Annotated in this window: 20 protein-coding genes; 13 read left to right on the top strand and 7 right to left on the bottom strand. The window is 69.9% G+C overall.

Annotation, left to right across the window (positions count from 1 at the left end):
* Window positions 1-12: 12 nt before the first annotated feature.
* Together ACQY4O_RS11645 and ACQY4O_RS11640 are read right to left on the bottom strand one after the other, a co-directional pair.
* The gene (locus tag ACQY4O_RS11645) at window positions 13-2,052 is read right to left on the bottom strand and encodes a prolyl oligopeptidase family serine peptidase (protein WP_428376533.1); all 2,040 of its coding nucleotides are present in this window, start codon (window positions 2,050-2,052) and stop codon (window positions 13-15) included.
* A gap of 77 nt (window positions 2,053-2,129) precedes the next feature.
* On the bottom strand, window positions 2,130-3,152 hold the full coding sequence (locus tag ACQY4O_RS11640) for a sugar-binding transcriptional regulator (RefSeq protein ID WP_428376532.1): 1,023 nt from the start codon (window positions 3,150-3,152) through the stop codon (window positions 2,130-2,132).
* A 279-nt stretch (window positions 3,153-3,431) separates the two neighbouring features.
* Between ACQY4O_RS11640 and ACQY4O_RS11635 the strand changes: the two genes are divergently transcribed.
* The 7 genes from ACQY4O_RS11635 to ACQY4O_RS11605 are packed head-to-tail and all read left to right on the top strand — an operon-like array spanning window position 3,432 to window position 10,537.
* Entirely contained in the window at window positions 3,432-4,430 is a 999-nt protein-coding gene (locus tag ACQY4O_RS11635) for a dihydroxyacetone kinase subunit DhaK (RefSeq protein WP_428376531.1), read from the top strand.
* 11 nt (window positions 4,431-4,441) lie between these two features.
* On the top strand, window positions 4,442-5,092 hold the full coding sequence (dhaL, locus tag ACQY4O_RS11630; protein WP_428376530.1) for a dihydroxyacetone kinase subunit DhaL: 651 nt from the start codon (window positions 4,442-4,444) through the stop codon (window positions 5,090-5,092).
* 31 nt (window positions 5,093-5,123) lie between these two features.
* Window positions 5,124-6,245: an alcohol dehydrogenase catalytic domain-containing protein gene (locus ACQY4O_RS11625; protein WP_428376529.1), complete on the top strand. Its 1,122-nt coding sequence runs from the start codon at window positions 5,124-5,126 to the stop codon at window positions 6,243-6,245.
* Window positions 6,245-6,877: a DUF2291 family protein gene (locus tag ACQY4O_RS11620; protein ID WP_428376528.1), complete on the top strand. Its 633-nt coding sequence runs from the start codon at window positions 6,245-6,247 to the stop codon at window positions 6,875-6,877. The genes ACQY4O_RS11625 and ACQY4O_RS11620 overlap by 1 nt, the downstream gene beginning before the upstream one ends.
* 2 nt (window positions 6,878-6,879) lie before the next feature.
* Window positions 6,880-8,415, top strand: a complete 1,536-nt coding sequence (locus tag ACQY4O_RS11615) for a sugar ABC transporter ATP-binding protein (RefSeq protein WP_428376527.1) — start codon at window positions 6,880-6,882, stop codon at window positions 8,413-8,415.
* 26 nt (window positions 8,416-8,441) lie between these two features.
* Window positions 8,442-9,533, top strand: coding sequence for an ABC transporter permease (locus ACQY4O_RS11610; RefSeq protein WP_428376526.1), 1,092 nt, complete (start codon window positions 8,442-8,444; stop codon window positions 9,531-9,533).
* Window positions 9,534-9,574: 41 nt separating this feature from the next.
* Window positions 9,575-10,537, top strand: a complete 963-nt coding sequence (locus ACQY4O_RS11605) for a D-ribose ABC transporter substrate-binding protein (RefSeq protein WP_428376525.1) — start codon at window positions 9,575-9,577, stop codon at window positions 10,535-10,537.
* Between the two features lie 44 nt (window positions 10,538-10,581).
* Here ACQY4O_RS11605 and ACQY4O_RS11600 read toward each other — a convergent pair whose 3' ends face one another.
* From ACQY4O_RS11600 to ACQY4O_RS11585, 4 genes are all read right to left on the bottom strand, one after another.
* The gene (locus tag ACQY4O_RS11600) at window positions 10,582-12,699 is read right to left on the bottom strand and encodes a VWA domain-containing protein (RefSeq protein WP_428378179.1); all 2,118 of its coding nucleotides are present in this window, start codon (window positions 12,697-12,699) and stop codon (window positions 10,582-10,584) included.
* 104 nt (window positions 12,700-12,803) lie between these two features.
* Window positions 12,804-15,572: a DUF4159 domain-containing protein gene (locus ACQY4O_RS11595; protein WP_428376524.1), complete on the bottom strand. Its 2,769-nt coding sequence runs from the start codon at window positions 15,570-15,572 to the stop codon at window positions 12,804-12,806.
* A complete protein-coding gene (locus tag ACQY4O_RS11590) occupies window positions 15,569-16,543 on the bottom strand; it encodes a DUF58 domain-containing protein (protein ID WP_428376523.1) in 975 nt (324 codons plus the stop codon). Before ACQY4O_RS11590 ends, ACQY4O_RS11595 begins: the two co-directional genes overlap by 4 nt.
* Window positions 16,544-16,605: 62 nt before the next feature.
* Window positions 16,606-17,652 carry an AAA family ATPase gene (locus tag ACQY4O_RS11585; RefSeq protein WP_428376522.1) on the bottom strand — a complete coding sequence of 349 codons (1,047 nt, stop codon included), beginning with the start codon at window positions 17,650-17,652 and terminating at the stop codon, window positions 16,606-16,608.
* 372 nt (window positions 17,653-18,024) lie between these two features.
* Here ACQY4O_RS11585 and ACQY4O_RS11580 point away from each other — a divergent pair, with 372 nt between their 5' ends.
* The 6 genes from ACQY4O_RS11580 (at window position 18,025) to ACQY4O_RS11555 (ending at window position 23,252) form a co-directional block, all read left to right on the top strand.
* Entirely contained in the window at window positions 18,025-18,546 is a 522-nt protein-coding gene (locus tag ACQY4O_RS11580) for a DUF1285 domain-containing protein (RefSeq protein ID WP_428378178.1), read from the top strand.
* A 13-nt stretch (window positions 18,547-18,559) separates the two neighbouring features.
* Window positions 18,560-19,840 carry a CCA tRNA nucleotidyltransferase gene (locus tag ACQY4O_RS11575; RefSeq protein WP_428376521.1) on the top strand — a complete coding sequence of 427 codons (1,281 nt, stop codon included), beginning with the start codon at window positions 18,560-18,562 and terminating at the stop codon, window positions 19,838-19,840.
* A 74-nt stretch (window positions 19,841-19,914) separates the two neighbouring features.
* Window positions 19,915-21,714 carry an ABC transporter ATP-binding protein gene (locus ACQY4O_RS11570; RefSeq protein ID WP_428376520.1) on the top strand — a complete coding sequence of 600 codons (1,800 nt, stop codon included), beginning with the start codon at window positions 19,915-19,917 and terminating at the stop codon, window positions 21,712-21,714.
* A gap of 271 nt (window positions 21,715-21,985) precedes the next feature.
* Window positions 21,986-22,210, top strand: coding sequence for a type II toxin-antitoxin system VapB family antitoxin (gene vapB, locus ACQY4O_RS11565; protein ID WP_428376519.1), 225 nt, complete (start codon window positions 21,986-21,988; stop codon window positions 22,208-22,210).
* A complete protein-coding gene (gene vapC, locus ACQY4O_RS11560) occupies window positions 22,207-22,620 on the top strand; it encodes a type II toxin-antitoxin system tRNA(fMet)-specific endonuclease VapC (RefSeq protein WP_428376518.1) in 414 nt (137 codons plus the stop codon). The genes vapB and vapC overlap by 4 nt, the downstream gene beginning before the upstream one ends.
* Window positions 22,621-22,640: 20 nt before the next feature.
* A complete protein-coding gene (locus ACQY4O_RS11555; protein ID WP_428376517.1) occupies window positions 22,641-23,252 on the top strand; it encodes an SOUL family heme-binding protein in 612 nt (203 codons plus the stop codon).
* A gap of 25 nt (window positions 23,253-23,277) precedes the next feature.
* Here ACQY4O_RS11555 and ACQY4O_RS11550 read toward each other — a convergent pair whose 3' ends face one another.
* Complete coding sequence (locus tag ACQY4O_RS11550; protein ID WP_428376516.1) at window positions 23,278-24,051, bottom strand: SDR family NAD(P)-dependent oxidoreductase; 774 nt, start codon at window positions 24,049-24,051, stop codon at window positions 23,278-23,280.
* Window positions 24,052-24,171 lie beyond the last annotated feature (120 nt).

The following is a 24,171-nucleotide window of genomic DNA, read 5'->3' as shown; positions in this document are numbered from 1 at the left end:
CGCTGCCCGACCTCAGTTCTCCCACCCGATAGACCGCCGCAGGAACTCGAACCCGAGGGCCACGAAGCTCGCGACCTCGGCATTGTCGCGGCCATAGCCGTGACCGCCGGCGGCCGGCTCATAGAAACTGGCCGCGTAGCCCATCGCCTGCAGCTTCGCCGCCATCTTGCGGGCGTGGCCGGGATGCACCCGGTCGTCGCGGCGTGCGGTGGCAAGCAGGATCGGCGGATACGAGCGCCCCGGCTCGGCCGCGTGGTAGGCGGAGATCGGCCCCAGGAACGCCCAGTCGGCTGCCACGTCCGGATCGCCGTATTCCGCGATCCAGCTCGCTCCCGCCAGCAGCTTCGCATAGCGCCGCATGTCGATCAGCGGGATGGTGCAGAACAGCGCGCCGAACCGTTCCGGATAGCGTGTCAGCATGTTGGCGATCAGCAGGCCGCCGTTCGAGCCGCCCTCGGCGGCGATCCGGTTTGGCGTGGTGACGCCGCGCCGGACCAGGTCCGCGGCCACGGCGGCGAAATCGTCGTGCGACAGACGCTTGCCTGCGCGGCGGCCGGCCTCGTGCCAGCGCGTTCCGAACTCGCCGCCGCCGCGCAGGTTGGCCACCACGCTGGTGCCGCCGCGCTCGAGCCAGAGCTTGCCCGTGGCAATCGAGTAGGTCGGCAGCCGGGAAATCTGGAAGCCGCCATAGCCCGACAGATGCACCGGGGCATCGCCGTCCTGCCGCGCGGGACCGGTCTGCACATACGGGATGCGCTCGCCGTCCGATGAGATCGCCGCGTGCCTGGTCACCACCAGCCCGGTGGCATCGAAGGCCGCCGGCGCCTGCTTCAGCACGGTTGGCGCAGCGAGATCCGGGGGCACCAGCAGCAGGGTAGGCGGCGTCACCGGGTCCTGCACCAGGGCCAGAAGGCTGCCGTCGCTCTCCTCCTCCTCGGCGTCGAACGGCCAGGCACCGGCGGTGCCCACCTGCGGCAGCTCCGCGATCGTGCGCTCCTTCCATTCGCCGGGCGTGAGCAGCACGAAGACCGGGCGCAGGTCGTCGAGGATGCTCAGCACCAGGTGGCCGTCGAGCCAGAACATCCCCTGCAACGCCCGCCGTGGCTCCGGGGTAAACACCACGCGACACGCGCGGCTGCCTGCCAGCCAGTCCGCCATGCGGATCACCAGCACGCTGTCCGGCGGGTGCGTCGTGCCGTCGATCTCCCACGGTGTGCGCGGCTTGAGCGCCAGCCAGCCGCGGCTCCAGCGCGAGGCGGCGTCGGTCGGCCACTCCATCCGACGCGTCGGGCCGCTGCGATCTCCCAAGCGGATCGTGTGGTCGAAGAAGCCGGTCCGGTCGATGAAGATCAGGCAGTCCTCGGCGCGGTAATAGCTGCCACCGGCGGCCATGCTGGCGGGTGATACCTCGAACAACACGGCAGCTTCGGCCGGATCGGTGCCGCGCGGCCACAGCCGGACCGTGCTGGCATAGCCCGACGCGGTGGCGCCGCCATACGCCGAGGACAGCAGCAGCGTGTCGCGGTCGAGCCAGTCGGTGCCGCCCTTGGCTTCCGGCAGCGTGAAGCCGCCTGCCACGAAGCGCCGCTCGCCGAGGTCGAACTCGCGCAGCACGGACGCATCGCTGCCGCCACGCGACAGTGCGACGATGGCCCGCTCGTGCTCGGGATACAGCGTGTCCGCGCCCTGCCAGATCCAGTCCTCGCCCTCGCTTGCCGCCAGGGCATCGATATCGAGCAGGATCTCCCAATCCGGCGCGGCAGTCCTGAACGAAGCCAGCGTGGTGCGGCGCCAGAGTCCGCGCGGATGCGTCGCGTCACGCCAGAAATCGAACAACCGGCCGCCCCGGCGCGTCGGCACCGGCAGCTTGTCCGGGCGGTCGAGCAGCCGGCGCAGTGTCTCGCGGTCGGCGTCGTAGCGTGCGCCGCCGAAGCAGGCGAGGGTGGAAGCGGTCTGCGCATCGGCCCAGCCGGTGGCCCGCTCGCCCTCCACCTCCTCGAGCCAGAGCCAGGGATCGCGATCAGGATCGGCGAGCGTCGGCAAGTCGGTCATGACCTAAACCTTAAGGCAGCATCCGATCGGCTGGAACCGCATCGCGATGCCGGATGAGTGCGCTGCCGAACGACAGCTTAAGCCGGTGTCAGCGGAGTCGTCGCATCATCCAGGCGCAGGATCGTGTGTGCGTTCGTGATCGAGGTCGCCAGCGTGTTGATGGCGCCGGTCCGCAACGCACCCAGGATGGCCGCCGCCTTCGTATTTTCGCTGGCTATCGCTATGACATCCGGGATCCGCTCCAGGTCCCCCCTGCTCAGGCCGATGACCCGGTCCTGCATGCTGGTATTCGCGGGCCTGCCGTGGATGTCGATGAAGTCATAGCCCATGGTATCACCGATCGTGCCGGCGAGGCGTGCCTCGGCGATTTCGGCGGGTGAGAACCAGCCCATCCTGACCAGGTTGCTTTCCTCGGAGAGGTCGCCAATCCCGATCAGGGCGACATGGGCGCGACGGGCTCGATCCAGGGTGAGCTTGACCGTCTCGTTGAGATAGAGCTCTGCACGCAGTTCCGCGCTGGTCACCAGGGCAGGGGCGTACAGGGTCTCGCTGTCGCCACCGAAGCGTGCTGCGAGGCGGCGGCAGATGTGATCCGGGTTCATGTCTTCGCCGGCGCGCAGCGAGCCACCGATGGCACATACGAAGGTCACACCGGCACGCGCCCGCGAGACGAGCGTGTCCGCCACTGCCGATACATTGCGTCCCATCCCGACAGCGACGACGGCATTTTCCGGCAACGTGCGTTCGAGATGCGAGGCGACCAGCGCCGCAACGGCGTTTCGCTGAGCCTCTGGCTCACGGTGATCGATCGAAACCAGCAGCCTGTCGATCCCGAAGCGACGGACGAAATCCTTTTCGAGCTCGGCACCGACCGAGGAAGGCTGACGCACTCGTATTTCGACCAGTCCTTCCGCGCGGGCACGCTTCAACAGCCGCCCGATCTTCACGCGCGACAATGCAAAGCGGCGGGAAAGCTCCTCCTGGGTCGCGTGGTCCAGGTAGTACAGCGTCGCAATCTCGATGAGGGTCTCGAGCCTGACATCCGGGCGGTTCGGAGTCCGGACCATGTGAAGCGAGGTGCTCGATCGAACTTTGTTCATTGCAGCAGATCTCCCAGAAAATCTGCAGCGGTGCACGCGGTTTTGCACTGCACAAATATTCAAGTGATGTTCAGATGAACACGCTCGTTGCTCATCTGATCGCCTCATTTGTCTGAGAATCGGCGGTTGAGGCTGGACTTGCGCCTCGCCAGCCTCTCGGACGCAGAATCCGGTGTGTTCATCAGCGCACGCTGTTGACATTCGTACGGCTCCTGTCGCATCTAGGCGACGAGGGTGGTCGCCGGCGACGGTTCCATCTTCTCGAGGAAGGGAAGCGGCATGAACCGCGTGATCGACGATCCGGACCAGGTCACCGAGGGCAGCCTGCGTGGCGTTCTGGCGGCGCATCCGGACCTGCTGGCGGCGACCGACCATCCGCGCGTGTTGCGCCATGCCGGCGACCGGCCGCGCGGCCGGGTCGGCGTCGTCACCGGCGGCGGTTCGGGGCACGAGCCGGCGTTCCTGGGCTATGTCGGTCCGGGACTATGCGATGCGGTCGCGGTCGGCGAGGTGTTCGCCTCGCCCACCGCCAAGAGCTTCCATGCCGCCTTCCGGGAGGCCGACGGCGGCCGGGGCGTTGCCTGCCTGTACGGCAACTATGCCGGCGACAACATGAACGTGAAGATGGCGGCCAAGCTCGCGGCCAAGGACGACATCACGGTGAAGACCGTGATCGCCAACGACGACGTGGCCTCGGCGCCGCCCGATGCGGCCGACAAGCGCCGCGGGGTTGCCGGCGAGATCCTGATGTGGAAGGCGGGCGGCGCGCGCGCGGCCGAGGGCGCCGACCTCGACGGCGTGATCGCCTCGGCGCAGAAGGCGATCGACAATACGCGCTCGATCGGCATCGGCCTGTCGGCCTGCACCATCCCGGCTGCCGGCAAGCCGAACTTCACCATCGAGGCCGGCAAGATGGAGGTCGGCATCGGCCACCATGGCGAGCACGGCATCGCGGTGCTGCCGGTGGCGCCGGCGAAAGAGATGGCCGCGATGATGCTGGAGCGCATCCTGGCCGACCTTGCGTTCGGCGGCGAGGATGTCAGCGTGCTGGTGTCCGGACTGGGCGCCACCCCGCTGATGGAGCTGTATCTGCTGTACGGCCATGTCGACGAGATCCTGCGCCGGCACAAGATCACGCCGCGGCACCGCTTCGTCGGCAACTACTTCACCTCGCTGGAAATGGCCGGGGTGTCGGTGACGCTGACGCGCCTGGACGAGGAGCTCGACCGCCTGCTGCGCGCGCCGGCGCGCTCGATTGGGCTTACAGTGGGCGGCTGAGGAGCACCACGATGCAACAGACCGTGACACTCGCCGACGCCGCACCGATCGCCACCGGGATCGCCGCCATCATCATCGAGAACCAGGCGCTGCTGTCCGAGATCGACGGCGCCACCGGCGACGGCGATCACGGCATCAACATGGCCAAGGGGTTCCGGCTCGTCATCGAGCGACTGGAGAGCAAATCATTCGACCTGCGCGAGGGCTTTGCCACCATCGGCGACACCTTGCTGGGCGACATCGGCGGCTCGATGGGCCCGCTATACGGCTCGTTCTTCACCGAGATGGCCGAGGCGCTGGACGGCACGAGCACGCTGGACCGCGACCGGTTCGCGGCCATGCTGTCGGCCGGCGAGGCGGCGATCGTCGATCTCGGCGAGGCGAAGGTCGGCGACAAGACGCTGATCGATGTGCTGGTGCCGGCGCGCGACGCGTTCATCGCGGCCGCCAAGGACGGCCGGGATTTCGCGGCCAGCCTGCAGGCGCTGCAGACCGCCAGTGCCGCCGGCCTGGAGGGCACGCGCGACATGGTGGCCAGGCTCGGCCGCGCGGCGCGGCTGGGCGAGCGGTCGCGCGGCACGCTCGATGCCGGCGCCTGCTCGTGCAACCTGATCCTGCAGGCGCTGGCCGACGGGCTGCTGCAGCGCCTCGAGCCTGCCTGACCAACTTCTTTCGATCCCGCGAGAGGACGCCATGATGGATACCGTGATCGAGACCACGAGGCCGGCGGGCGCCGAGCTGCCCAAGCGCATGCAGGCGGTCGTCGCCTATGCGCCCGGCGACTACCGGCTCGAGGAGGTCGACGTGCCGCGCGCCGGGCCGGACGACATCATCATCGAGGTCGAGGCCTGCGGCATCTGTGCCAGCGACATCAAGACCTTCCAGGGTGCGCCGTCGTTCTGGGGCGACAACAAGGGCCAGGCGCGCTACGTCAAGGCGCCGATGATCCCCGGGCACGAGTTCGTCGGGCGCGCCGTCGAAATCGGCGAGAACGTCGCGCGGCGCGGCCTGCACAAGGTCGGCGACCGGTTGATCTCCGAGCAGATCGTGCCGTGCGAGCACTGCCGCTATTGCGGCCGCGGCGAATACTGGATGTGCGAGCGGCACGACGTCTATGGCTTCCAGAACAACGTCAATGGCGGCATGGCCAAATACATGCGGTTCCCCAAGGAGAGCCGCACGCACAAGGTGCCGGACAGCATCCCGCTGGAAAAGGCGGTGCTGGCCGAGCCGTATGCCTGCTCGGTGCATGCGGTCAATCGCGGCCTGATCCAGCTCGACGACGTGGTGGTGCTGTCCGGCGCCGGGCCGCTCGGCCTGGGCATGGTCGGTGCGGCCCGGCTGAAGAACCCATCCAAGCTGATCGTGCTGGACGGCAAGCAGGACCGGCTCGACCTGGCGAAGAAGTTTGGCGCCGACATCGTGATGAACCCGTTCGAGATGGACGTGGTGGGCGCGGTCAAGTCGCTGACCGACGGCTACGGGTGCGATGTCTATATCGAGGCCACCGGGCACGAATCCAGTGTGACGCAAGGCCTGAACATGATCCGCAAGCTCGGCCGCTTCGTCGAGTTCTCGGTGTTCGGCCACGAGGTGACGGCGGACTGGTCGATCATCAGCGACCGCAAGCAGCTCGACCTGTACGGCGCGCATCTCGGACCGTACTGCTACCCGCTGACGATCGCCGCCATCGGCGACGGCCGCCTGCCGACCGAGGGCGTGGTGACGCACACGCTGCCGCTCGCCGAGTTCAGGCACGGCTTCGACCTGATGAAAAAGGGCGAAGGCTCGATCAAGATCATATTGGTCCCGTGATGACGGCACTTGCGAAGCCGAACATGACGCTCGCCCTCGCTGCGGGTGCGGCGGTCGTGCTGCTTGCGGCCATGGCTCTCGACACCAAGGTCGTACGCATCGGCTCGGCGGCGGACGTGGCGCCTGGAACCTTCTCGCCCGCGGCGTACGGCCACACCGAGTTTCCGAAGGTGCAGGCCGCCGTCGAGAGCCGCGCCGTCGACGCCGCTACCCTGGCCGACGCCATCGCCAAGGACCAGGCGGCGGCCGAGAAGCAATATGGCGTCGCCGCCGATGCCGGACCGGAATTCTCCGTCCGCTTCAAGGGCCGCGCGGGCAGCCAGGATTCCGGCGTCTATGATATCGCGGTGCCGGGAGTTCCGGACAGCGTGCATGTCACGGTCCAGACCGGGCCTGCGATCGTCGGAACCGATCTGCGCGATGCGACCGGAACGATCACCTTCGGGCAGTTCAGCAACCAGATCGAGTACCAGAATGCCGGCTCCGCTCTGAACAAGGAGATGAAGAAGCAGGTCGTCGCAAAGATCGACGCCGCCCACCTCACCGGCAAGACGTTGTCGGTCGTCGGCGTGTTCCAGTTGACCGATCCCGGCACCTGGGTGGTGACTCCGGTGAGGCTGGACGTCCAATGAGCATGGCGTCCAATGCTGTTCCGGTTCCGGGTAGCGTCGTGCTCTCGGCAAGAAACATCGCCAAGGTGTATGGCAGCACCCACGCCCTCAAGGGCGTGAACTTCGACATCCACCGCGGCAAGGTCACGGCACTTTTCGGCGAGAACGGCGCCGGTAAGTCCACCCTGATGAAGATCCTGTCCGGCGTCATCACGCCAACCTCGGGGGATATCGAGCTAGAGGGCCGTCGCGTCACCTTCGCCTCCACCGTGGAAGCGCGGGACAGCGGCATCTCGATCATCCACCAGGAGCTGAGCCTGGCGCCGAACCTCAGCGTTCGCGACAACATCTTTCTCGGTCGCGAGCTGCGCACCGCAACCGGCGTGGATTTCGCGGAAGAGGCGCGCCAGACGCGGGCCCTGATGGAGGAGCTCGAGGAAGACATCGAGCCCTCGACGCTGGTCGCCGACCTGCGCCTCGGCCAGCAGCAGATCGTCGAGATCGCGCGTGCCCTGTCGGTGGACGCGCGCATCCTGATCATGGACGAGCCGACATCGGCGCTGAGTGCCACCGAGGTCGAGGTGCTGTTCAAGGTCATCCGCGACCTGACCAGCCGTGGTGTCTCGATCGTCTATATCTCGCATCATCTCGAGGAGGCGCTGCAGGTCACCGACTATGCGGTCGTCCTGCGCGACGGCACGGTGACCGCGACGGCGCCGGCGAAGGATATTGACCTGCAATGGATCGTCCACAACATGGTCGGAGATCATTACGACCGCGGGTCACCGCCGACCGGATACGCGTTCGGCGACGTCACGCTGTCGATTCGCGACGTCTGCGTTGCCGACACGACGCAGGCGCACAACCTGGCGGTCGATCACCTGTCGCTCGATGTCCGCGCCGGTGAGATCGTCTGCATCTACGGCCTCATGGGCGCGGGACGCACCGAGCTGCTGGAGGCCGTCGCCGGGCGGGTGCCGATCGCGAGCGGCGATGTCCTGCTGCAGAACCAGCAGCTCGCCGGGCTGAGCATCGCCGAGCGCATCGGCAAGGGACTGGTGCTGGTCCCGGAAGACCGCCAGCGCGACGGGCTCGTGCAGACGATGTCGGTTGGCGAGAACCTGTCGCTCGCCAGCATCCGCTCGTTCGTCAAGGGCATCCTGACCTCCCGCCCCCGGGAGAAGGTGCTGGTCGACGCGTCGATACGCAACGTGCACATCAAGACCGCCGGCGGCGGGGCCGCGATCGGCTCGCTTTCCGGCGGCAACCAGCAGAAGGTCGTCATCGGCAAGATGCTGGCGACCGAGCCCAAGGCGATCCTGCTGGACGAGCCCAGCCGCGGCATCGATATCGGCGCCAAGTCCGAGGTCTTCCGGCTGCTCGGCGAGAAGGCGAGACAAGGCCTCGCCGTCATCTATTCGACGTCGGAAGTGCAGGAATGCCTGAGCGTCGCGCACCGGATCGTCGTGATGCGCAGAGGCAGGATCTCGGCGGAGTTCGGACCCGATATCTTGAAGGAAGAGATCATGGCCGCCTCGGGCGAAGCCGTCGTCCACTGACACTCAATCAAGCCAAGGGTCCGCCCATGTCAGACACACGCACGCCGCCGGCACGCCGTGGCGCAGCCGCTTCGCTGGGCAACCTCGAGATCGGGCGGCTGCTCCTCGAAGGCCGGGCCTTCTTCGCCTTGATCGTGATCATCATCGTGTTTTCGATCCTGTCGCCGTACTATTTCTCGGTCGGCAACTTCCTCACGATGGCCTCGCACGTCGCCATCTTCGGGATCCTGGCGATCGGCATGCTGCTCGTCATTCTCAATGGCGGCATCGACCTGTCGGTCGGCTCGACGCTCGGGCTTTCGGGCGTCGTCGCAGGCTTCCTGATGCAGGGTGTCACGTTGAATGCGCTCGGCATCGTGCTGTTTCCGCCGGTCTGGGTCGTCGTGATCCTGACCTGCTTGGTTGGCGGAATCGTAGGCTTGGTCAACGGCGTTCTGGTCGCGCGCTTCAAGGTTCCCGCCTTCGTCGCGACTCTCGGCGTCATGTACGTGGCGCGTGGTGCGGCGCTACTGATCACCAACGGGCTCACCTACAACAATCTTGGCGGCCGGCCGGACCTCGGCAACACCGGCTTCAACTGGCTCGGCTTCAACCACCTGCTCGGCGTTCCGATCGGGGTTCTCGTTCTGGTCGTCGTCTCGCTGCTTGCCAACACGATGCTGAGCCGGACCGCCTTCGGGCGTTGGCTCTACGCATCGGGCGGCAACGAGCGTGCGGCAGAGTTATCCGGGGTCCCGGTGAAAACCGTCCAGGTCTCCGTCTATGTCCTGTCCGGCGTCTGCGCTGCCGCCGCCGGCCTGATCCTCTCCTCGCAGCTGACATCGGCCGGCCCGACCGCCGGACTGTCCTACGAGTTGACGGCGATCGCCGCCGTCGTCATCGGCGGCGCGGCGCTGACCGGTGGCCGCGGCAACGTGCGCGGCACGCTGCTCGGCGCCTTCGTCATCGGCTTCCTGTCCGACGGGCTGGTCATCATCGGCATCTCGTCCTACTGGCAGACGGTGTTCACCGGGGCCGTCATCGTGCTCGCCGTGCTGCTGAACGCCGTCCAGTACAAGCGTCGTCCGAAGGCGAGGTCGAATGCCGCCGCCCGGCCCCCGACGCCGCAGCCGGGTTAGCGTTCAACGAAGTTCCACGACATTCCAAAGGGAGTAACAAAGTGTCGAAGATAAGAACCCTGCTGATGATGTCCGCCGTCTCGCTCGGCCTGCCGGTCCTGGGGGGCGCGATGGCGCCGGCCCGGGCGGCGGGTGGGTTGATGGCGATCATCGTCAACGACCCCTCCAACCCGTACTGGCTCACCGAGGGCCAAGTCGCCGCCGCGGAAGCCAAGAAGCTGGGCTACACGGCCAACGTCAGCGCCTCCAAGGGCGACACCAACACCGAGAGCAACCTGATCGACACCGCGATCACCAACCATGCCGTCACGATCATCCTCGATCCCGCCAACGCGAGCGGTTCGGTCGGCGCGGTCAAGAAGGCCATCGCGGCCAACATCCCGGTGTTCCTCGTCAACGCGGAGATCAACCAGGAAGGCCTGGCGAAAGCCCAGCTGGTGTCCAACAACGCACAGGGTGCCGCACTCGGGGCGCAGCGTTGGGTGAAGGATGTCGGCCAGAAGGGAAACTATGTCGAGCTGCTCGGCTCGCCGTCCGACAACAACGCCGCCACCCGCTCGAACGGCTACGAGACGGTGCTCAGCCAGTATTCGGGCCTGATCAGGGCCGGCTCGCAGGTTGCCAACTGGGACCGGACGCAAGGGCATGACAAGATGCAGAACCTGCTGCAGGCGCATCCCGACATCATTGGCGTGATCAGCGGCAACGACGAGATGGCCCTCGGCGCCATCGCGGCGCTGAAGGAGGCAGGCAAGCTGTCGAGCATCAAGGTCGGCGGCTTCGACGGCTCGCCCGATGCCGTGGCGGCGATCAAGGCGGGCGAGCTCCAGTACACGGTGCTCCAGCCGGTTGCCATCTTCTCGGCAAAAGCCGTCGACGAGGCAAATGAGTTCCTCAAGACCGGCAAGACCGGCGTGCCGCACGAGAAGCAGCTGTTCAACTGCGTGCTGATCACCAAGGCCAACACGTCGCGCTACGTTTCGGCGTTCACGCTCAGGCGGTAGAGAGCCGACCGCCGGAGTTCACCGCGGTATCAAGAGCGGGGGGATCAGGAGCGTCCCTCGCGGCGCCAGGCGGCGAACAGCAGGGCCAGCAGCACCGGCAGCACCAGCCAGGCCGGCAGCAGCGGATCGGTGCGGGTGCCGGTCACGACATGCGCGCCGGTGCGCGGCAGCCCGATCCAGCCGGAGCCGTGCGCCGCAGCACCCGCTGCCACCAGGCGCAGCTGCGGCACCTGCACATGCGTGGGATCATCGCCGAGCCAGCCGGTCGCGCCCCCGGTGCGTGCCGCCACCGGGGCCAGCCTCGTCGCGGTGGCGCGCAGGTCGGCGATCTCCTGGGGATCATCGGGCGCTGCTGCGGCATAGGCGTGCCGGGTGCCGTCGGTGACCTCCCAGATCCCGGGCGCATCAGCGCGGGCGACGCTGCCGCGCAGCATCCCGGCGCGATCATCCGTGAGCTGCAGGCGGCTCTGGCTGCCGTCGGGGGCCACGACCTGCACGCTGCGCGCGACCTGCTCGTCGATCGAGCGGCGCGTCACCAGCAGACGTCCCTGCTCGATACGGGCCAGCAGCTGCTCCTCCTCGAGGTCCGGCTCCTTCATCAGCCAGTGCGCGATCCGTCGCAGCAGCTCGGCCTGCGGGCCGCCGCCGCCCTCGCCGCGCGACCACAGCCAGATCTGGTCCGACAGCAGCACCGCGACGCGTCCGCGATCCACATGGTCGAGGACCAGCAGCGGCTGCTTGCCGCCGGCGCCATCCGGGCTGTCGAGCAGGACCTCGCCATGCGACTGGTCGGCCCGCAAGGCGCGGTACCAGGGTCCCCAGCCGGTGTCGCTCCCTGAGTTTGCAACCGATGCGGGCGGCATCTGCGGCAGGTCGGCGGTCACCGGATGCCGGCGGCCCAGGGTGGTCGGGGCCGGCTGGAACCGCTGCTGCAGCAGGCCGCCCTCCTCGGGGACGTGCACCGGCAGGATGTCGCCGAGCGGCGTGTCCTGCAGGCTGCCGCGGCCGATGAACTCGGGGCCGGCGGTCAGCAACAGACCGCCGCCGCCGCGCACGAAATCGGCGATGTTCTGCAGGTACGCGAGCGGCAGGATGCCGCGATTCTCGAAGCCGTCGAGAATGATCAGGTCGAAGCTGTCGATCTTCTCCTGGAACAGCTCGCGGGTCGGGAAGGCGATCAGCGCCAGCTCGTTCAGCGGCGTGGTGTCGTCCTTGTCCGGCGGCCGCAGGATGGTGAAATGCACCAGGTCCACCGCCGGGTCGGCCTTCAGCAGCCTCCGCCAGACCCGCTCGCCCTGGTTCGGGGCGCCGGACACCAGCAGCACGCGCAGCCGATCGCGCACGCCGTTGATCTGCACCACCGCCTGGTTGTTCAGGGTCGAGACCTCGCCGGGCAAGGCCGACGCGGTGAGCTGCACCAGCATCGGACCGGGATGGGTGACCGGCAGCGTGATGTCCTGGGCGACGCCGACCTGTACCTCGCGGGTCAGCGGCGCCTCGCCGTCGCGCCGCAGGCTGAGCGTCGCGTGGGCCCCCCCGTGGGCACCATGTTGCGGGTCGGGACCGAGATCCTCGACCTGCACGCGCAGCGTCGCGTCATGGCCGATGATCGCGTATGGCGGTGCCGAGAGGACGCGCAGCCGGCGGTCGGTCTGCTCGCCGGACGCCACGATCAGGGCGTGGAACGGCACCGGGGGCACCCCCCGGTTGGCCGCCGGAACCGGCCCGGATGGCGCGTCGTGCACCTGGCCGTCGGTCACCGCGATCACGCCGGCCAGCTGGCCGGCCGGAATGTCGGACTCCGCCCGGGCCAGGGCGGAAAAGAGGCGGGTGCCCCCGCCACTGCCGGGGGCGGCCGGCGGCACCAGGACGGTGCGCAGCGCGAGACCGGGCAGCCGGTCCGCCGCCTCGCGCAGCCGGGCGGCCGCCGCATCGGCGATCGCCGCGCGCCGGCCGACCGCCATGGAGCCGGTCTGGTCCAGCACCAGCAGCGCGGTCTCCGGCAGTGCCTGCCAGGTCGCGCGCACCAAATGCGGGCCGGCGAGCCAGCCGAGCAGCACCGCAAAGCCGAGCAGCCGCCAGACCGTGCCGCCCGCCCGCAGCGCGAAGCCGAGCGCGAGCACCAGCAGGCAGAGCGCCGCGAGGCCGAGCAGCACCGGCATCGGCAGCAGCGGCGCCAGGCTGATCGAGGAGACATGCGACAGGCCGCCGGAGACCGTCTCCGCAGCGCGATGATAGGCACCAGGCTGGAACAGCGAGGCCCGGTTCATTCGCCGAGCCGCTGCAGCAGGGCCGGGACATGCACCTGGTCCGCCTTGTAGTTTCCGGTCAGCGCGTAGATCACCGCGTTGACCCCGAAGCGGTAGGCCAAGGTGCGCTGCGTGTCGCCGTCCGGGATGACCGCATACGGCGTGTCGCCGGACTCGTTGACCGCCCACGCGGCCGCCCAGTCATTGGCGCCGATGATCACCGGGCTGACATTGTCGTTGCCCTGGTCGGCGCCGGCCGCGACCCAGACCGGGGCGCCGACGGTGCGTCCGGGGAATTCATGCAGCAGGTAGAAGCTGTGCGCCAGCACGTGGCCGGTGGCGACCTGGGCCAGCGGCGGGATGTCGAGCCCGCGCGTCGCCTGCCGCAGGGCGCGCGCGCCGTCCGCAGCACTGCCCGGATCGTTCGGGTTGCCCGGTTCCGCGCCCTCCTGGGTGTCGATCATCAGGATGCCGCCATGGCTCATATAGCCGTTCAGGGCGCCGATCGCCGCCGGATCGAGCCGCGCCCCGGTGGTCACCGGCCAGTACAGCAGCGGGTAGAAGGAGAGGTCGTCATGTCCCGGCTGCACCGCGTCCGGATGGCCGAGCACCGCCGAGGTGCGGGCGTTGACATAGCTGGACAGGCCCTCGAGGCCCTGGCGCGACACCAGGTCGGCATGCGCGTCGCCGGTGACCACATAGCCGAGCCGGGTCTCCTCTGCCGCGGCGGGCACCGGATCGGCCGCCGCGGGAGCTGCGCCCACCCAGAGCAGCACCAGCAGGCCAGCGGCCCCGGCCGATCGCCCCCGCAGACGCAGACGACCGGGGCGCAGCAAGCCACGCAGACGCAGGGTGACGAGCAGGTCGAGCGCCAGCAGCAGCAGCCCGGCGGCCAGCAGCCAGGGGCCGAGCGGACGATCCGGCACCCTTCCTGCAAGATCGGACGGGGTGCCGACAGCAGCACTCGCGGCCAGCGGCGGCAGGCCGTCGCCGGCATTGAGCGCGCGGCGATCGGAGCGCGGGCCGTACAGGCCGGGCGGATGCGCGGCGGACGCGGCGATGTGGCCGAACTCGCGCGCACCGGCGCCCACCGCCGAGGGCGGCGGCGTGCCGAGCACGCCGTCGCCGTCGAAGGTCGCGAACGGTGCCAGCACGGCATCGCCGCCTTGCGCAAGCTGGCCCACGGAGCGTTCCACCAGCCGGTGCAGCATCTGCACGAACAGGCCGGAGAATGGCAGGCTGGACCAGTCGCCGGTGGCGGTGACGTGGAACAGCACCAGCTGGCCGGCGCCGAGCGGTGCGTGCGTGACCAGCGGCGTGCCGTCGGAGAGCTTGGCCCAGGTGCGGCGGTCGAGGTCGGAAGCGGGCTGCGCCAGCACCTGCCGGGTGACGCTGACATCGCTCGGCACCGCCAGTCCGGCGAATGCGCTGTCGGCGGCGAAGGGCGCCAGGGTCGCCGGATGGCTCCACGACATCGCACCGCCCAGGGTGCGCGAGCCGCCGAGCAGGGGTGCCGGCAGCAGGCCGTCGATCCGAGTCGGCGTCGCGGCCTCCGGCGCGTCCGCCGCCCCCGATGCCGCCTGATCCGGCGCCTGGTCGGGCTCCTGCTGCTGGCTCGCGAGGTGCTGACCGGCGAAGCGGACGAGCATGCCGCCGCCGCGCACCCAGCCGGCGACGCGCGCGCGGGACGATGGGTCGTCGAGGGTGCCGTCCGGGGCGATGAGCACCGAGAGCTGGCGCGACAGCAGGGTGGCCACGTCCCCGGTGCGCAGCTCGGTATCCGGCGACAGCGCCCGCTCGAGATAGAAGAGCGGGCCGACCAGCGGGGTGTCGCTGAAGCCGCCGCCGCCGATCAGCCCGACCGGACGGCGGCGATCGCCCTCGTCGAGCAGGCGCAGGCCGCCGGTGCCGGCAACGCCGTCCAGCGCCAGCTCGGCGATGCGGTTGCGCAGTTCCACCGGCAGCACCACGCCGACACTGCCCTCGGCGGCCCCGGCCGGAATACGCCCCTCGACCTTGGCCAGCACGCCGCCCTGCGCGTCCTCGGCGCGGACGACGAAATTCCGCGGCATCGGCTGCGGCAAGGCCCCGACATGGACGATGAGCCGGTCCGGCCGGGGCTCCGGCGCCAGCAGCAGCCGGAGCGCCTGCGGCTCGGCGCGCAGCTCGGTGACCGGACCCAGCCGGCGCAGCGCCCGCGCGAAGCCGGCATCGCCGCCGAAACCGCCTGGCGTCGCCAGGCCGTCGGAAACATAGACCACCTGGCCGAATGCGCCCGAGGGGAGCGCGACATGCGCGCGATCGGTGTTCCACGGGCTGGGCCGCATGGCATCCAGGGCGGCGCGCACCTGGGATGCCGGCCGCGGACCCGTGGCGTCCCCGGAGGTCGCCGGCGCGGTGCCGACCAGCGTCACCCGGCGCCGATCGCGCCCGGCCTGGTCGAGGACGGCATCGAGGGCCGCGATGCGTTGTGGCCAATCCGGCGCCGCCGCCCAGCCATCATCGAGCACCACCAGCAGGCTGCCGCGGCCGAGGCGTGCCGCCTGGTGCTGCACCAGCACCGGCTGGGCAAGCCCGGCAATCAGCAGCACCGCTGCCAGCACCCGCAGCAGCAGCAGCCACAGCGGCGCCCGGCGCGTCTCCTGCCGACGTGCCGCCAGCCCCTCGAGCAGGCGCAGCGCCGGAAACGACTGCCGGCGCGGGGCGGGCGGGATGGCGCGCAGCAGCCACCACAAAGCGGGCAGCGCGAGCAGGCCGAGCATGAGCCAGGGGGCGAGAAACGTCACCGGGCGTCGGCGGCGGTTGGTCGCGAGACAGAAGCGGACGCGGCGCGCGGCGCGGACAGCGCCTGGTGCAGGCCGAGCAGCGCATCCTGCGGCGGCTGGCAGGTCAGGTGCAGCGTCAGGCCGAACCCGGCGCCGCGACACAGCCCGGCGAGGGCGTCCTGGTGACGCCGCAGTGCCGCCCGATACGCCTCGCGCAGATCCTCCGCCCGCTGTACCAGGATCGGCGCCTCGCCCTCCAGACCCTCGAAGCGGATGCGGCCCTGGTACGGCAGGTCGAGCTCGGCCGGATCAAGCACCTGCAGCACATGGCAGCTCACCGGCATGGCCGACAGCCGCACGAACAACGCCTCGATCTCCATTATTGGCGAGAGCAGGTCGCCGATCAGCACCACCCGCGCCCGGCGCGGCAGCTCCAGGGCCGGATCCGGCAGGCTCCCCGCCTGGTTCCGCTCGCCCGGGTTCCGGCCGCCGGCATGCAGGAGCTGGTCGCCGAGCTGCTGCAGCGCGTGCCGGCCGGAGACGCGCTCGGCTCGCGCGCCGGCGCCTCCGACCGTGAGCCGGACATGCTCGCCGCCGCGCAGCGCCAGTGCTGCGAGTGCCAGCAGCAGCAGCTCGGCGCGCTCCTGCTTGGTCGGCAGGTGGCGCCCGGACCGCCAGCGCATGCTCGGCGACAGGTCGGGCCAGAGGCAGACGGTCTGGGCCGCCTCCCACTCCATCTCGCGCACATAGGCGCGGCTGGACCGCGCGGACTGGCGCCAGTCGATGCGCTGAGCCGGCTCGCCCGGCAGCGCCGCGCGATACTGCCAGAAGCTGTCGCCCATGCCGGCCCGCCTGCGGCCATGGACACCCTGGGCCACGGTGTTCGCCACCTGCTCGGCGGCCACCAGCAGGGCCGGCAACCGCGCGCCGAGCGCCTGCGCCTCGGAGAGACCGCGATGCGGCGATGACCCGGGCGACGGATCCGATGGCATCGCGGCGTGATCAGCCCTCGCGGCCCACCCGCGCTGCAACCGCCGCCAGGAGGTGGCGACGCTCACCCCAGCCTTTGCAGCAGGCCGTCGATCAGGCTCGGCAGCGTGGCGCCCTCGGCACGGGCTGCGAAGGTGAGCGCCATGCGATGCCGCAGCACCGGCTGGGCCAGGGCCGCGACGTCGTCGATGCTCGGCGACAGCCGGCCATCCAGCAGCGCCCGTGCCCGGCAGGCCAGCATCAGCGCCTGCGCCGCGCGCGGCCCTGGCCCCCAGGCGATGTCGCGTGACAGCCGGCGGTCCTCGCTGCTCTCCGGCCGCGCCTGGCGCACCAGGCGCAGGATCGCATCCACCACCGTCTCGCCGACCGGCAGCGCACGTATCAGGGTCTGCGCCGCCACCAGCTCGCCGGCGCCCAGCACCGGCAGGGCGACGCCCGCATGCGCGCCGGTGGTGGCGAGCAGCATGGCGCGCTCCTCCGGCTCGCTCGGGTAGGTGAGGTCGATCTGCAGCAGGAAGCGGTCGAGCTGCGCCTCGGGCAGCGGATAGGTTCCCTCTTGTTCGATGGGGTTCTGCGTCGCCAGCACATGGAACGGCCGCGGCAGCGGATGGTCGAGGCCCGCCACCGCCACCCGCCGCTCCTGCATCGCCTGCAGCAGAGCCGACTGCGTGCGCGGGCTGGCGCGGTTGATCTCGTCGGCCATCAGCAGCTGGCAGAAGACCGGGCCGGGCACGAAGCGGAAGCCGCGGCGGCCGTCGTGGGTTTCCTCCAGGATCTCGCTGCCGGTGATGTCGGCCGGCATCAGGTCAGGCGTGAACTGCACCCGCTTGGCGGCAAGCCCGAGCACCGTGCCCAGCGTCTCGACCAGCAGCGTCTTGCCCAGGCCGGGAGCGCCGACCAGCAGCCCGTGGCCGCCCGAGAGCAGGCACACCAGCACCTCGCCGACCACCTGCTGCTGTCCGTAGATGACCTGGCCGATCTGCGCGCGCACCTCGGCGAGGCGTGCGGCGAGCCGGTCGGCGCTCGCGACCGGGTCGTTGCCTGCAAGAACGTCCGGGGCCGCGAGGATGTCCGGATGGGCGGCCGTCTGGTCCTGCTGGGTAATCGTCATCGTCCTCTGGCTGAACTGGGTCGAGACCCGCGGCTCGGCGGCCCGTGATGCCTGGATACAACATCGCCGGCGGCGTGGCCCGGAGCATGGCTCCCGCGGCTCAATCTGACAGGTCCGGGGCTTTCATCAAGCGGTCAGCACTCCCTATATCCAGGGCACTGCAAGTCGACACGATGGGAAGAGCGTGTGAGTGCTGAGGGTTCAGATCGGTCCGGCCCGGCGTCGCAGGATTTGCAGGGCACCATCGGTCTCGATGCGGACCTGTGTCGCCCGTCGGGCAAGCCGCGGGCCTTCCGGCCGGCGGCGCGGCAGGTCCAGGCACGGCAAGCCCAGCCTGGACAGGTCCAGGCACGGCAAGCCCAGTGCGGCGCGCTGCCGTTCCTGATCCAGCGCGACGGCACCTGGCTCTACCGGGGCTCGCCGATCCGGCGCAAGCCGCTGGTCTGCCTGTTCTCCAGCGTGCTGGCCCGCGACGAGCACGGCATCTACTGGCTCGAGACACCCGCCGAGCGCGGCTCGATCGAGGTCGAGGATGTGCCCTTCGTCGCCGTCGAACTCGACTGGCAGGGCGCCGGCCGGCATCAGACGCTGGCCTTCAGGACCAATGTCGACGAGATCGTCTGCGCCGGTCCCGAGCACGAGCTGTCGGTCGACTGGCAGCGGCCGCATTGCGCCGAGGGCCATGGTCCGGCGCCCTACCTGCACGTGCGCGGCAGCGGGGCGTCGGCGATCCAGGCGCGTGTGTCCAGGGCCGTCTATTACGAACTGGCCGCGCTGGCGGTGCGTGGTCATTGCCAGGGATGCGATTGCCTCGGCGTCTGGAGCCAGGGCGTGTTCTTCCCGATCGGGCCACTGACACCGGACGACGCCCCGCTGGCACCAGACCCAAGCTGATACCAGACAGAAAGTGAGCGCCGGCGCCGCCATTCCCGATCCGTCCCGACTGTTCGCCACTCTTTCTCCCGAGCAGGTCCGGGCACTCGACCAGGTCTGGCGGACACTGCCGGAGGCGCGTCTGGTGGGTGGCGTGGTCCGCGACCTGCTGGCCCGGCGGAATTCGGCGGATATCGACCTCGCGACCCCGGAACCGCCCGAGCAGGTCATGCACCGGCTGGGCGAGGCGCATATCCGTGCCATCCCGACCGGACTGTCGCACGGCACCGTGACCGCGCTGCTGCAGGGACACCCGATCGAGATCACCACGCTGCGGCGCGACGAGGCGACCGATGGCCGGCATGCTGTCGTCGCCTGGACCGCCGACTGGCGCGAGGATGCGGCGCGACGGGACTTCACCTTCAATGCCATGTCGCTGTCGCGCGACCCCGTCCGGCAAGATTATGCGCTGCACGACTATTTCGGCGGCGCCGCCGACCTCGCCGCCGGTCGGGTGCGCTTCGTCGGCGCGGCGGCGCGCCGGATCGAGGAGGACGCGCTGCGCACGCTGCGGTTCTTCCGCTTCCAGGCCCGCTACGGCACCGGTGCGCCCGATCCGGAGGCGGTCGCCGCGATCGCAGCGGCGGCGCCGACGCTGGGCGGCCTGTCGGCGGAGCGCGTGTGGTCCGAACTGCGCCGCATCCTGCTGGCCCCGACCTCGAACACGACCGACCCGGCGGCCTCGCTGCTGCTGATGCAGTCGCTCGGCATCCTCGATCGGCTGCTGCCCGGGGGCGCCGACGCCGAGCAGCTGGTGCGTCGACTGGCCCGCACCACCCTCCCTGACGAGAGCCGTGACGATGCCGTCCTGCGGCTGGCGGCGCTGCTGTGCGGTCCGGCGGGGCCGGTCGCGGCGGCACTCAAGCTCTCCGGCGCCGAGGGCGTCCGGCTCGGGGACCTGCTGGCCGACCGGCCGGCGCCGCGCCCGGGGCTCGACGACGCCGCCCTGCGCCGGATGCTGGCCGACGAGCCCGCCGCCATCCTGCTCGGTCGCAGCTGGCTGATCGAGGATGCTGGCGACCCGCTGGCCTGGCAGCAGGTCCGCGAGCAGCTGCGTCGCATCGAGCCGCCGGTATTCCCGCTGGCCGGCCGTGACCTGCTCGCCAGCGGCGTACCGGCCGGCCCGTCGGTGGGGCGCCTGCTGGCAGCAACCCGCGACTGGTGGCAGGCCGGCGGCTGCGTCGCCGACCATGCGGCCTGCCTTGCGCATTGCCGGGCGGCGGCCCTAGCCGCAGGCGTTCTTCAGCGACAGTAGCTGCAGGCGTGCTGTCGCGGCCCGAGCCGGCGGCATGCTTTCACGGTGACGCCCCGGCTGCTAGACGGGCGGCGATGGATGCAGGGCCACTGAGAGCGGGTGGGACCGGATACCAGCCGGTGCCGGCCGAGGTCGCCGCGGAGCAGACCAGTGTCGCGCTGCTGCGCCGGCTCTGGCGCGAGGAGGTGCGGCATTATCGCGGCCGGCTGGTGACCGTCGGTGTGCTGACCGCGATGATGGCCGGCCTCACCGGGCTGTATCCCTTCGTCATCAGCCGCGCGCTGGACATGTTCGCCGCCCACGACCCGCGCATCCTGTACCAGGTGCCGGCGCTGGTGGTGCTGATCACCGCCGCCAAGGCGGCCTCGCAATACGGCCAGACCATCGCCGTGCAGAACCTGGTGCTGATCGTCATACGCGGCCTGCAGGGCAAGATGTTCACCCACCTGATCCGGGCCGACGTGGCGCGCATCGAGCGCGAGGCGCCGGCGCAGCTCGCCGCGCGCTTCACCACCGACGCGGTCACCATACGCGAGGCGATGATCCGCGCCGTGAATGCGCTCGGCGACAGCGTCACCGTGGTTAGCCTGGTGGTGGCGATGATCTATATGGACTGGGAGCTGAGCCTGATCGCGGCCCTGCTGTATCCGGTCGCCGCGTTGCCGATCCAGCGCATCGGCCGCCGGGTGCGGCGCGCCTCGGGCGGCATGCAGGAGCAGATCGGCGACACGGCGGCGCTGCTCAACGAGAGTTTCGCCCAGGCCCGCACGGTGCGGGTGTATCGCCTCGAGCAGGCCGAGGAGCAGCGCGCCGACCGCTCCTTCGACCTGCTGCATGGCGCGCTGCTGCGCATCACCCGCGGCCGCGCCCGGGTCGATCCGTTGCTGGAGGTGCTCGGCGGCACCGCGGTCGCCGCGGTGCTGGGTTTCGCCGGCTGGCGCGCCTCGTCGGGAGGCGCGACCCTCGGCGACTTTTCCGGCTTCGTCGCGTCCCTGCTGCTGGCGTCGCGTCCGCTGCGCGCGCTGGGCTCGCTGAACGCCGCGGTGCAGGAAGGGCTGGCCGGGCTGGTGCGCATCTTCACCGTGATCGACGAGCCACCGGATGTGTCGGAGGCGCCGGACGCGGTTTCATTGCCCGAGGGGCGCGGGCATCTGCGCTTCGAGGATGTCTGGTTCGTCTATCCGGATGGCCGCGAGGGCCTGCGCGGGCTCGACTTCGATGCCGCACCCGGGCTGACGGTGGCGCTGGTCGGGCCGTCCGGGGCGGGTAAGTCCACCGCGCTGTCCTTGATCCCGCGCCTGCACGATGCCAGCGGCGGCCGCATCCTGCTCGACGGCATCGACCTGCGCCGGCTGCGTCTCGCCGACCTGCGCGGCACCATCGCCTATGTCAGCCAGGACACGCTGCTGTTCGACACCTCGGTCGGCGCCAACATACGCATGGGCCGTCCGGAGGCGAGCGAGGCGGCGATGCGCGCGGCGGCGCGGGCGGCGGCGGCGGAGGATTTCATCGACGCGCTGCCCGACGGGTTCGAGACCCGCGTCGGCACCGGCGGCCAGCGGCTCTCCGGCGGCCAGCGGCAGCGTGTTGCGCTGGCTAGGGCGCTGCTGCGCAACCCGCGCCTGCTGCTGCTCGACGAGGCGACCAGCGCTCTGGACACCGAAAGCGAGGCGGTGGTGCAGGACGCGCTGGCCCGGTTGCGGCTTGGCCGCACCACCATCATCGTGGCGCACCGGCTGTCCACCGTGCGCTCCGCCGACCTGGTGGTGGCGCTCAGCGACGGACGGGCGGCGGAGTGCGGCACGCATGCGGAGCTGATGGAACAAGACGGGCTGTATGCGAGGCTGGTCAAAACCCAAGCCCTCCAACTCTGAGAGAGGCTGCCTGGAAACGCCTGCTGCTGGCGATCCGACGCGCCGTTTCTGCGCTTCGGTGCTCACGGCCAAGGAGGCCGCTCCGCTCCGATGCTCGAAACGTCACGCCGGCCGCGGCCCAAGCGGGCCGCTCTCATCCAGCATCAGGCGTTTCCAGGCAGCCTCCTGGCACCTCGGTCAGGACGGCCCTTCGGCCGCTGGCGCTGATTGTTCCACTTGACTTTTTGACGCGCGCAAGTATGTATATCCCTCTGGGATATGGAGACTGGCCTTGAATGCTCAGACAACCCTTTTCCTGTCCAATCGCTCGCAGGCCGTGCGGCTGCCGAAGGCGGTCGCGTTTGGCGATGGTGTGCGTGAGGTGACGATCGTGCAGGACGGGCCGCGCCGGATCATCGTGCCGGTCGATGCGTCCTGGGACGACTTCTTCGACGCAACAGGTGTGGATCTGGGCGATCGCCGGCAGCCGGAGGCGCAGGAACGCGACAGCTTTTGACGCTGCGCTACCTGCTTGACACCAACCTCTGCATTCGGGTCATGCGGGACCGGCCCGCAGGCCTGCGGACCCGCTTCAACGCAGAAGCCAGCGGACTGTGCATCTCGGACGTCGTCCTGTACGAACTTCTTTACGGCGCCGAGAAGTCGGCGCGGCCGAGCGAGAACCGGCAGGTGGTGGAGCGTTTCGCTGCCCGTCTCAGCGTCATGCCCTATGACAGCGCCGCCGCCGCCCATACGGCGGACATCCGGGCCAGTCTCGAGCGTCGTGGCCTCGTGATCGGCGCCTATGACCTGATGATCGCGGGCCATGCCCGTAGCCGGGGCCTGGTGGTGGTGACGGGAAACCTGGGCGAGTTCGTGCGGGTTGCAGGGCTGCGCTCCGAGGACTGGCTGGTGCAAGCCGGATAGGAGCTTGGGTGCGAGGTGTCATGGTCGCGATACTGTCCGGGCTGCTGACCACCGGCTGTTCGGTGTTCGGAATACGCACCGTGCACGAGCCGTCCTATACGCTCGTGCGGACCTTCGGACCGGTCCAGGTCCGACGCTACGGTCCGCGCGTGGCCGCCGAGACCGTGGTCGAAGGGGATGAGGTCCGGGCGCGCGGCGCCGGCTTCGAGCGGCTCGCCGGATATATCTTTGGGGGAAACCGCGGCAGGCAGAGCATCGACATGACAGCCCCGGTCGCACAGTCCGCCCGCTCGATCGACATGACGGCACCGGTCGCACAGGCGCGCACCGGCGCCGGCCAGTGGCGCGTCCAGTTCTTCATGCCGGCGGGCAGCACGCTGGCGACGCTGCCGCTGCCGGATAACCCGGCTGTCGCGCTGGTGGACGTTCCCCCCGAGACGGTCGCGGTGCTGCGCTATGCCGGAACCCCCACGCCAGCCAGGGTTGGCGACGCCGAGGCCAGGCTGCTTGTCGCCCTCATTGGCAGCGGGCTGCGCCCGGACGGCAAGCCGTTCGAGTGGTTCTACGACCCGCCCTGGACCATCCCCGCGCTGCGGCGCAACGAGGCGGTCGTGCGGATCGTCGCGGACTGAAACCAGCAGGGTGCAGGAAAAGTATTCACCAGCTGGTATAGCCGCCATCGGCGAGCACGATGCTGCCGGTGAGCAGGCTGGACGCGTCGGACGCCAGGAACAGCACGGTGGAGGCGATCTCGTCCGGCTCGCCGAGGCGGCCCATCGGGGTCATGTCCAGCCAGGTCTGGAACATCTCCTTGTTCTCCTTGCCGAACAGGGTCAGCGGGGTTGCGATGTAGGTGGGTGCCACCGCATTCACCCGCACCCCGCGCGCGGCCCACTCGGCGGCGAGCGACTTGGTGAGGTGGTGCACCGCCGCCTTGGACGCATTGTAGAAGCTCTGCGGCTGCGGCTTGTTGACGATCTCGCCGGACATCGAGCCCATGTTGACGATGGCGCCACGTCCTTCGGCCAGCATCAGGCGGCCGAACTCGCGGCAGCACCAGAACACGCCGTCCAGGTTGACATCCATGTGCAGGCGCCAGTGCGCATCCGAGGTGTCCTCGGCGCGCACGTCGCTCTTGGCGATGCCGGCATTGTTCACCAGGATGTGCGGCGTGCCGTGCGCGGCGCGGACGCGCTCGGCCAGGGCCGCGACCTGCTCGGATTTCGTGACGTCGAGGGTCTCGCCGAACGCCTTGATCCCGAGTGCCTGCAGCGACTGCGCCGCCTGGGCGGAGCGCGCCGGGTCGATCTCGCCCAGGATCACCGTGGCGCCGGCCTCGCCGAGCGCCTGGGCGCAGGCATAGCCGATGCCCTGACCGCCGCCGGTTATCACCGCGACACGGCCGTCGAGCTTGTATTTTTCCAGATACATGATGTTCCTCCCCAGGCGCGCTTGGTTGGGCTGCACGATGCGTAGCCTCCCGCGAAGGCGTCAAGTCCGCCGGATGCGCCGGCAGGGACGTTGCTCCCGGCTCCTTCCGGCGTCATCCTG

It is taken from the genome of Lichenicoccus sp. (assembly GCF_965277665.1).
Taxonomy (GTDB): Bacteria; Pseudomonadota; Alphaproteobacteria; order Acetobacterales; family Acetobacteraceae; genus Lichenicoccus.
This window is presented reverse-complemented; position numbering and strand designations above follow the sequence as displayed.

Coding starts and splice junctions, on each gene's coding strand:
- ACQY4O_RS11600 (WP_428378179.1), bottom strand. CDS start 12,699: ATGCCGGTGCTGCTCGGCCTCGCGGCGCTCTGCCTGCTGGTGCTCGCG.
- dhaL (WP_428376530.1), top strand. CDS start 4,442: ATGCAACAGACCGTGACACTCGCCGACGCCGCACCGATCGCCACCGGG.
- ACQY4O_RS11585 (WP_428376522.1), bottom strand. CDS start 17,652: ATGACGATTACCCAGCAGGACCAGACGGCCGCCCATCCGGACATCCTC.
- ACQY4O_RS11590 (WP_428376523.1), bottom strand. CDS start 16,543: ATGCCATCGGATCCGTCGCCCGGGTCATCGCCGCATCGCGGTCTCTCC.
- ACQY4O_RS11625 (WP_428376529.1), top strand. CDS start 5,124: ATGATGGATACCGTGATCGAGACCACGAGGCCGGCGGGCGCCGAGCTG.
- ACQY4O_RS11635 (WP_428376531.1), top strand. CDS start 3,432: ATGAACCGCGTGATCGACGATCCGGACCAGGTCACCGAGGGCAGCCTG.
- ACQY4O_RS11645 (WP_428376533.1), bottom strand. CDS start 2,052: ATGACCGACTTGCCGACGCTCGCCGATCCTGATCGCGATCCCTGGCTC.
- ACQY4O_RS11570 (WP_428376520.1), top strand. CDS start 19,915: ATGGATGCAGGGCCACTGAGAGCGGGTGGGACCGGATACCAGCCGGTG.
- ACQY4O_RS11555 (WP_428376517.1), top strand. CDS start 22,641: ATGGTCGCGATACTGTCCGGGCTGCTGACCACCGGCTGTTCGGTGTTC.
- ACQY4O_RS11615 (WP_428376527.1), top strand. CDS start 6,880: ATGGCGTCCAATGCTGTTCCGGTTCCGGGTAGCGTCGTGCTCTCGGCA.
- ACQY4O_RS11550 (WP_428376516.1), bottom strand. CDS start 24,051: ATGTATCTGGAAAAATACAAGCTCGACGGCCGTGTCGCGGTGATAACC.
- ACQY4O_RS11610 (WP_428376526.1), top strand. CDS start 8,442: ATGTCAGACACACGCACGCCGCCGGCACGCCGTGGCGCAGCCGCTTCG.
- ACQY4O_RS11620 (WP_428376528.1), top strand. CDS start 6,245: ATGACGGCACTTGCGAAGCCGAACATGACGCTCGCCCTCGCTGCGGGT.
- ACQY4O_RS11640 (WP_428376532.1), bottom strand. CDS start 3,152: ATGAACAAAGTTCGATCGAGCACCTCGCTTCACATGGTCCGGACTCCG.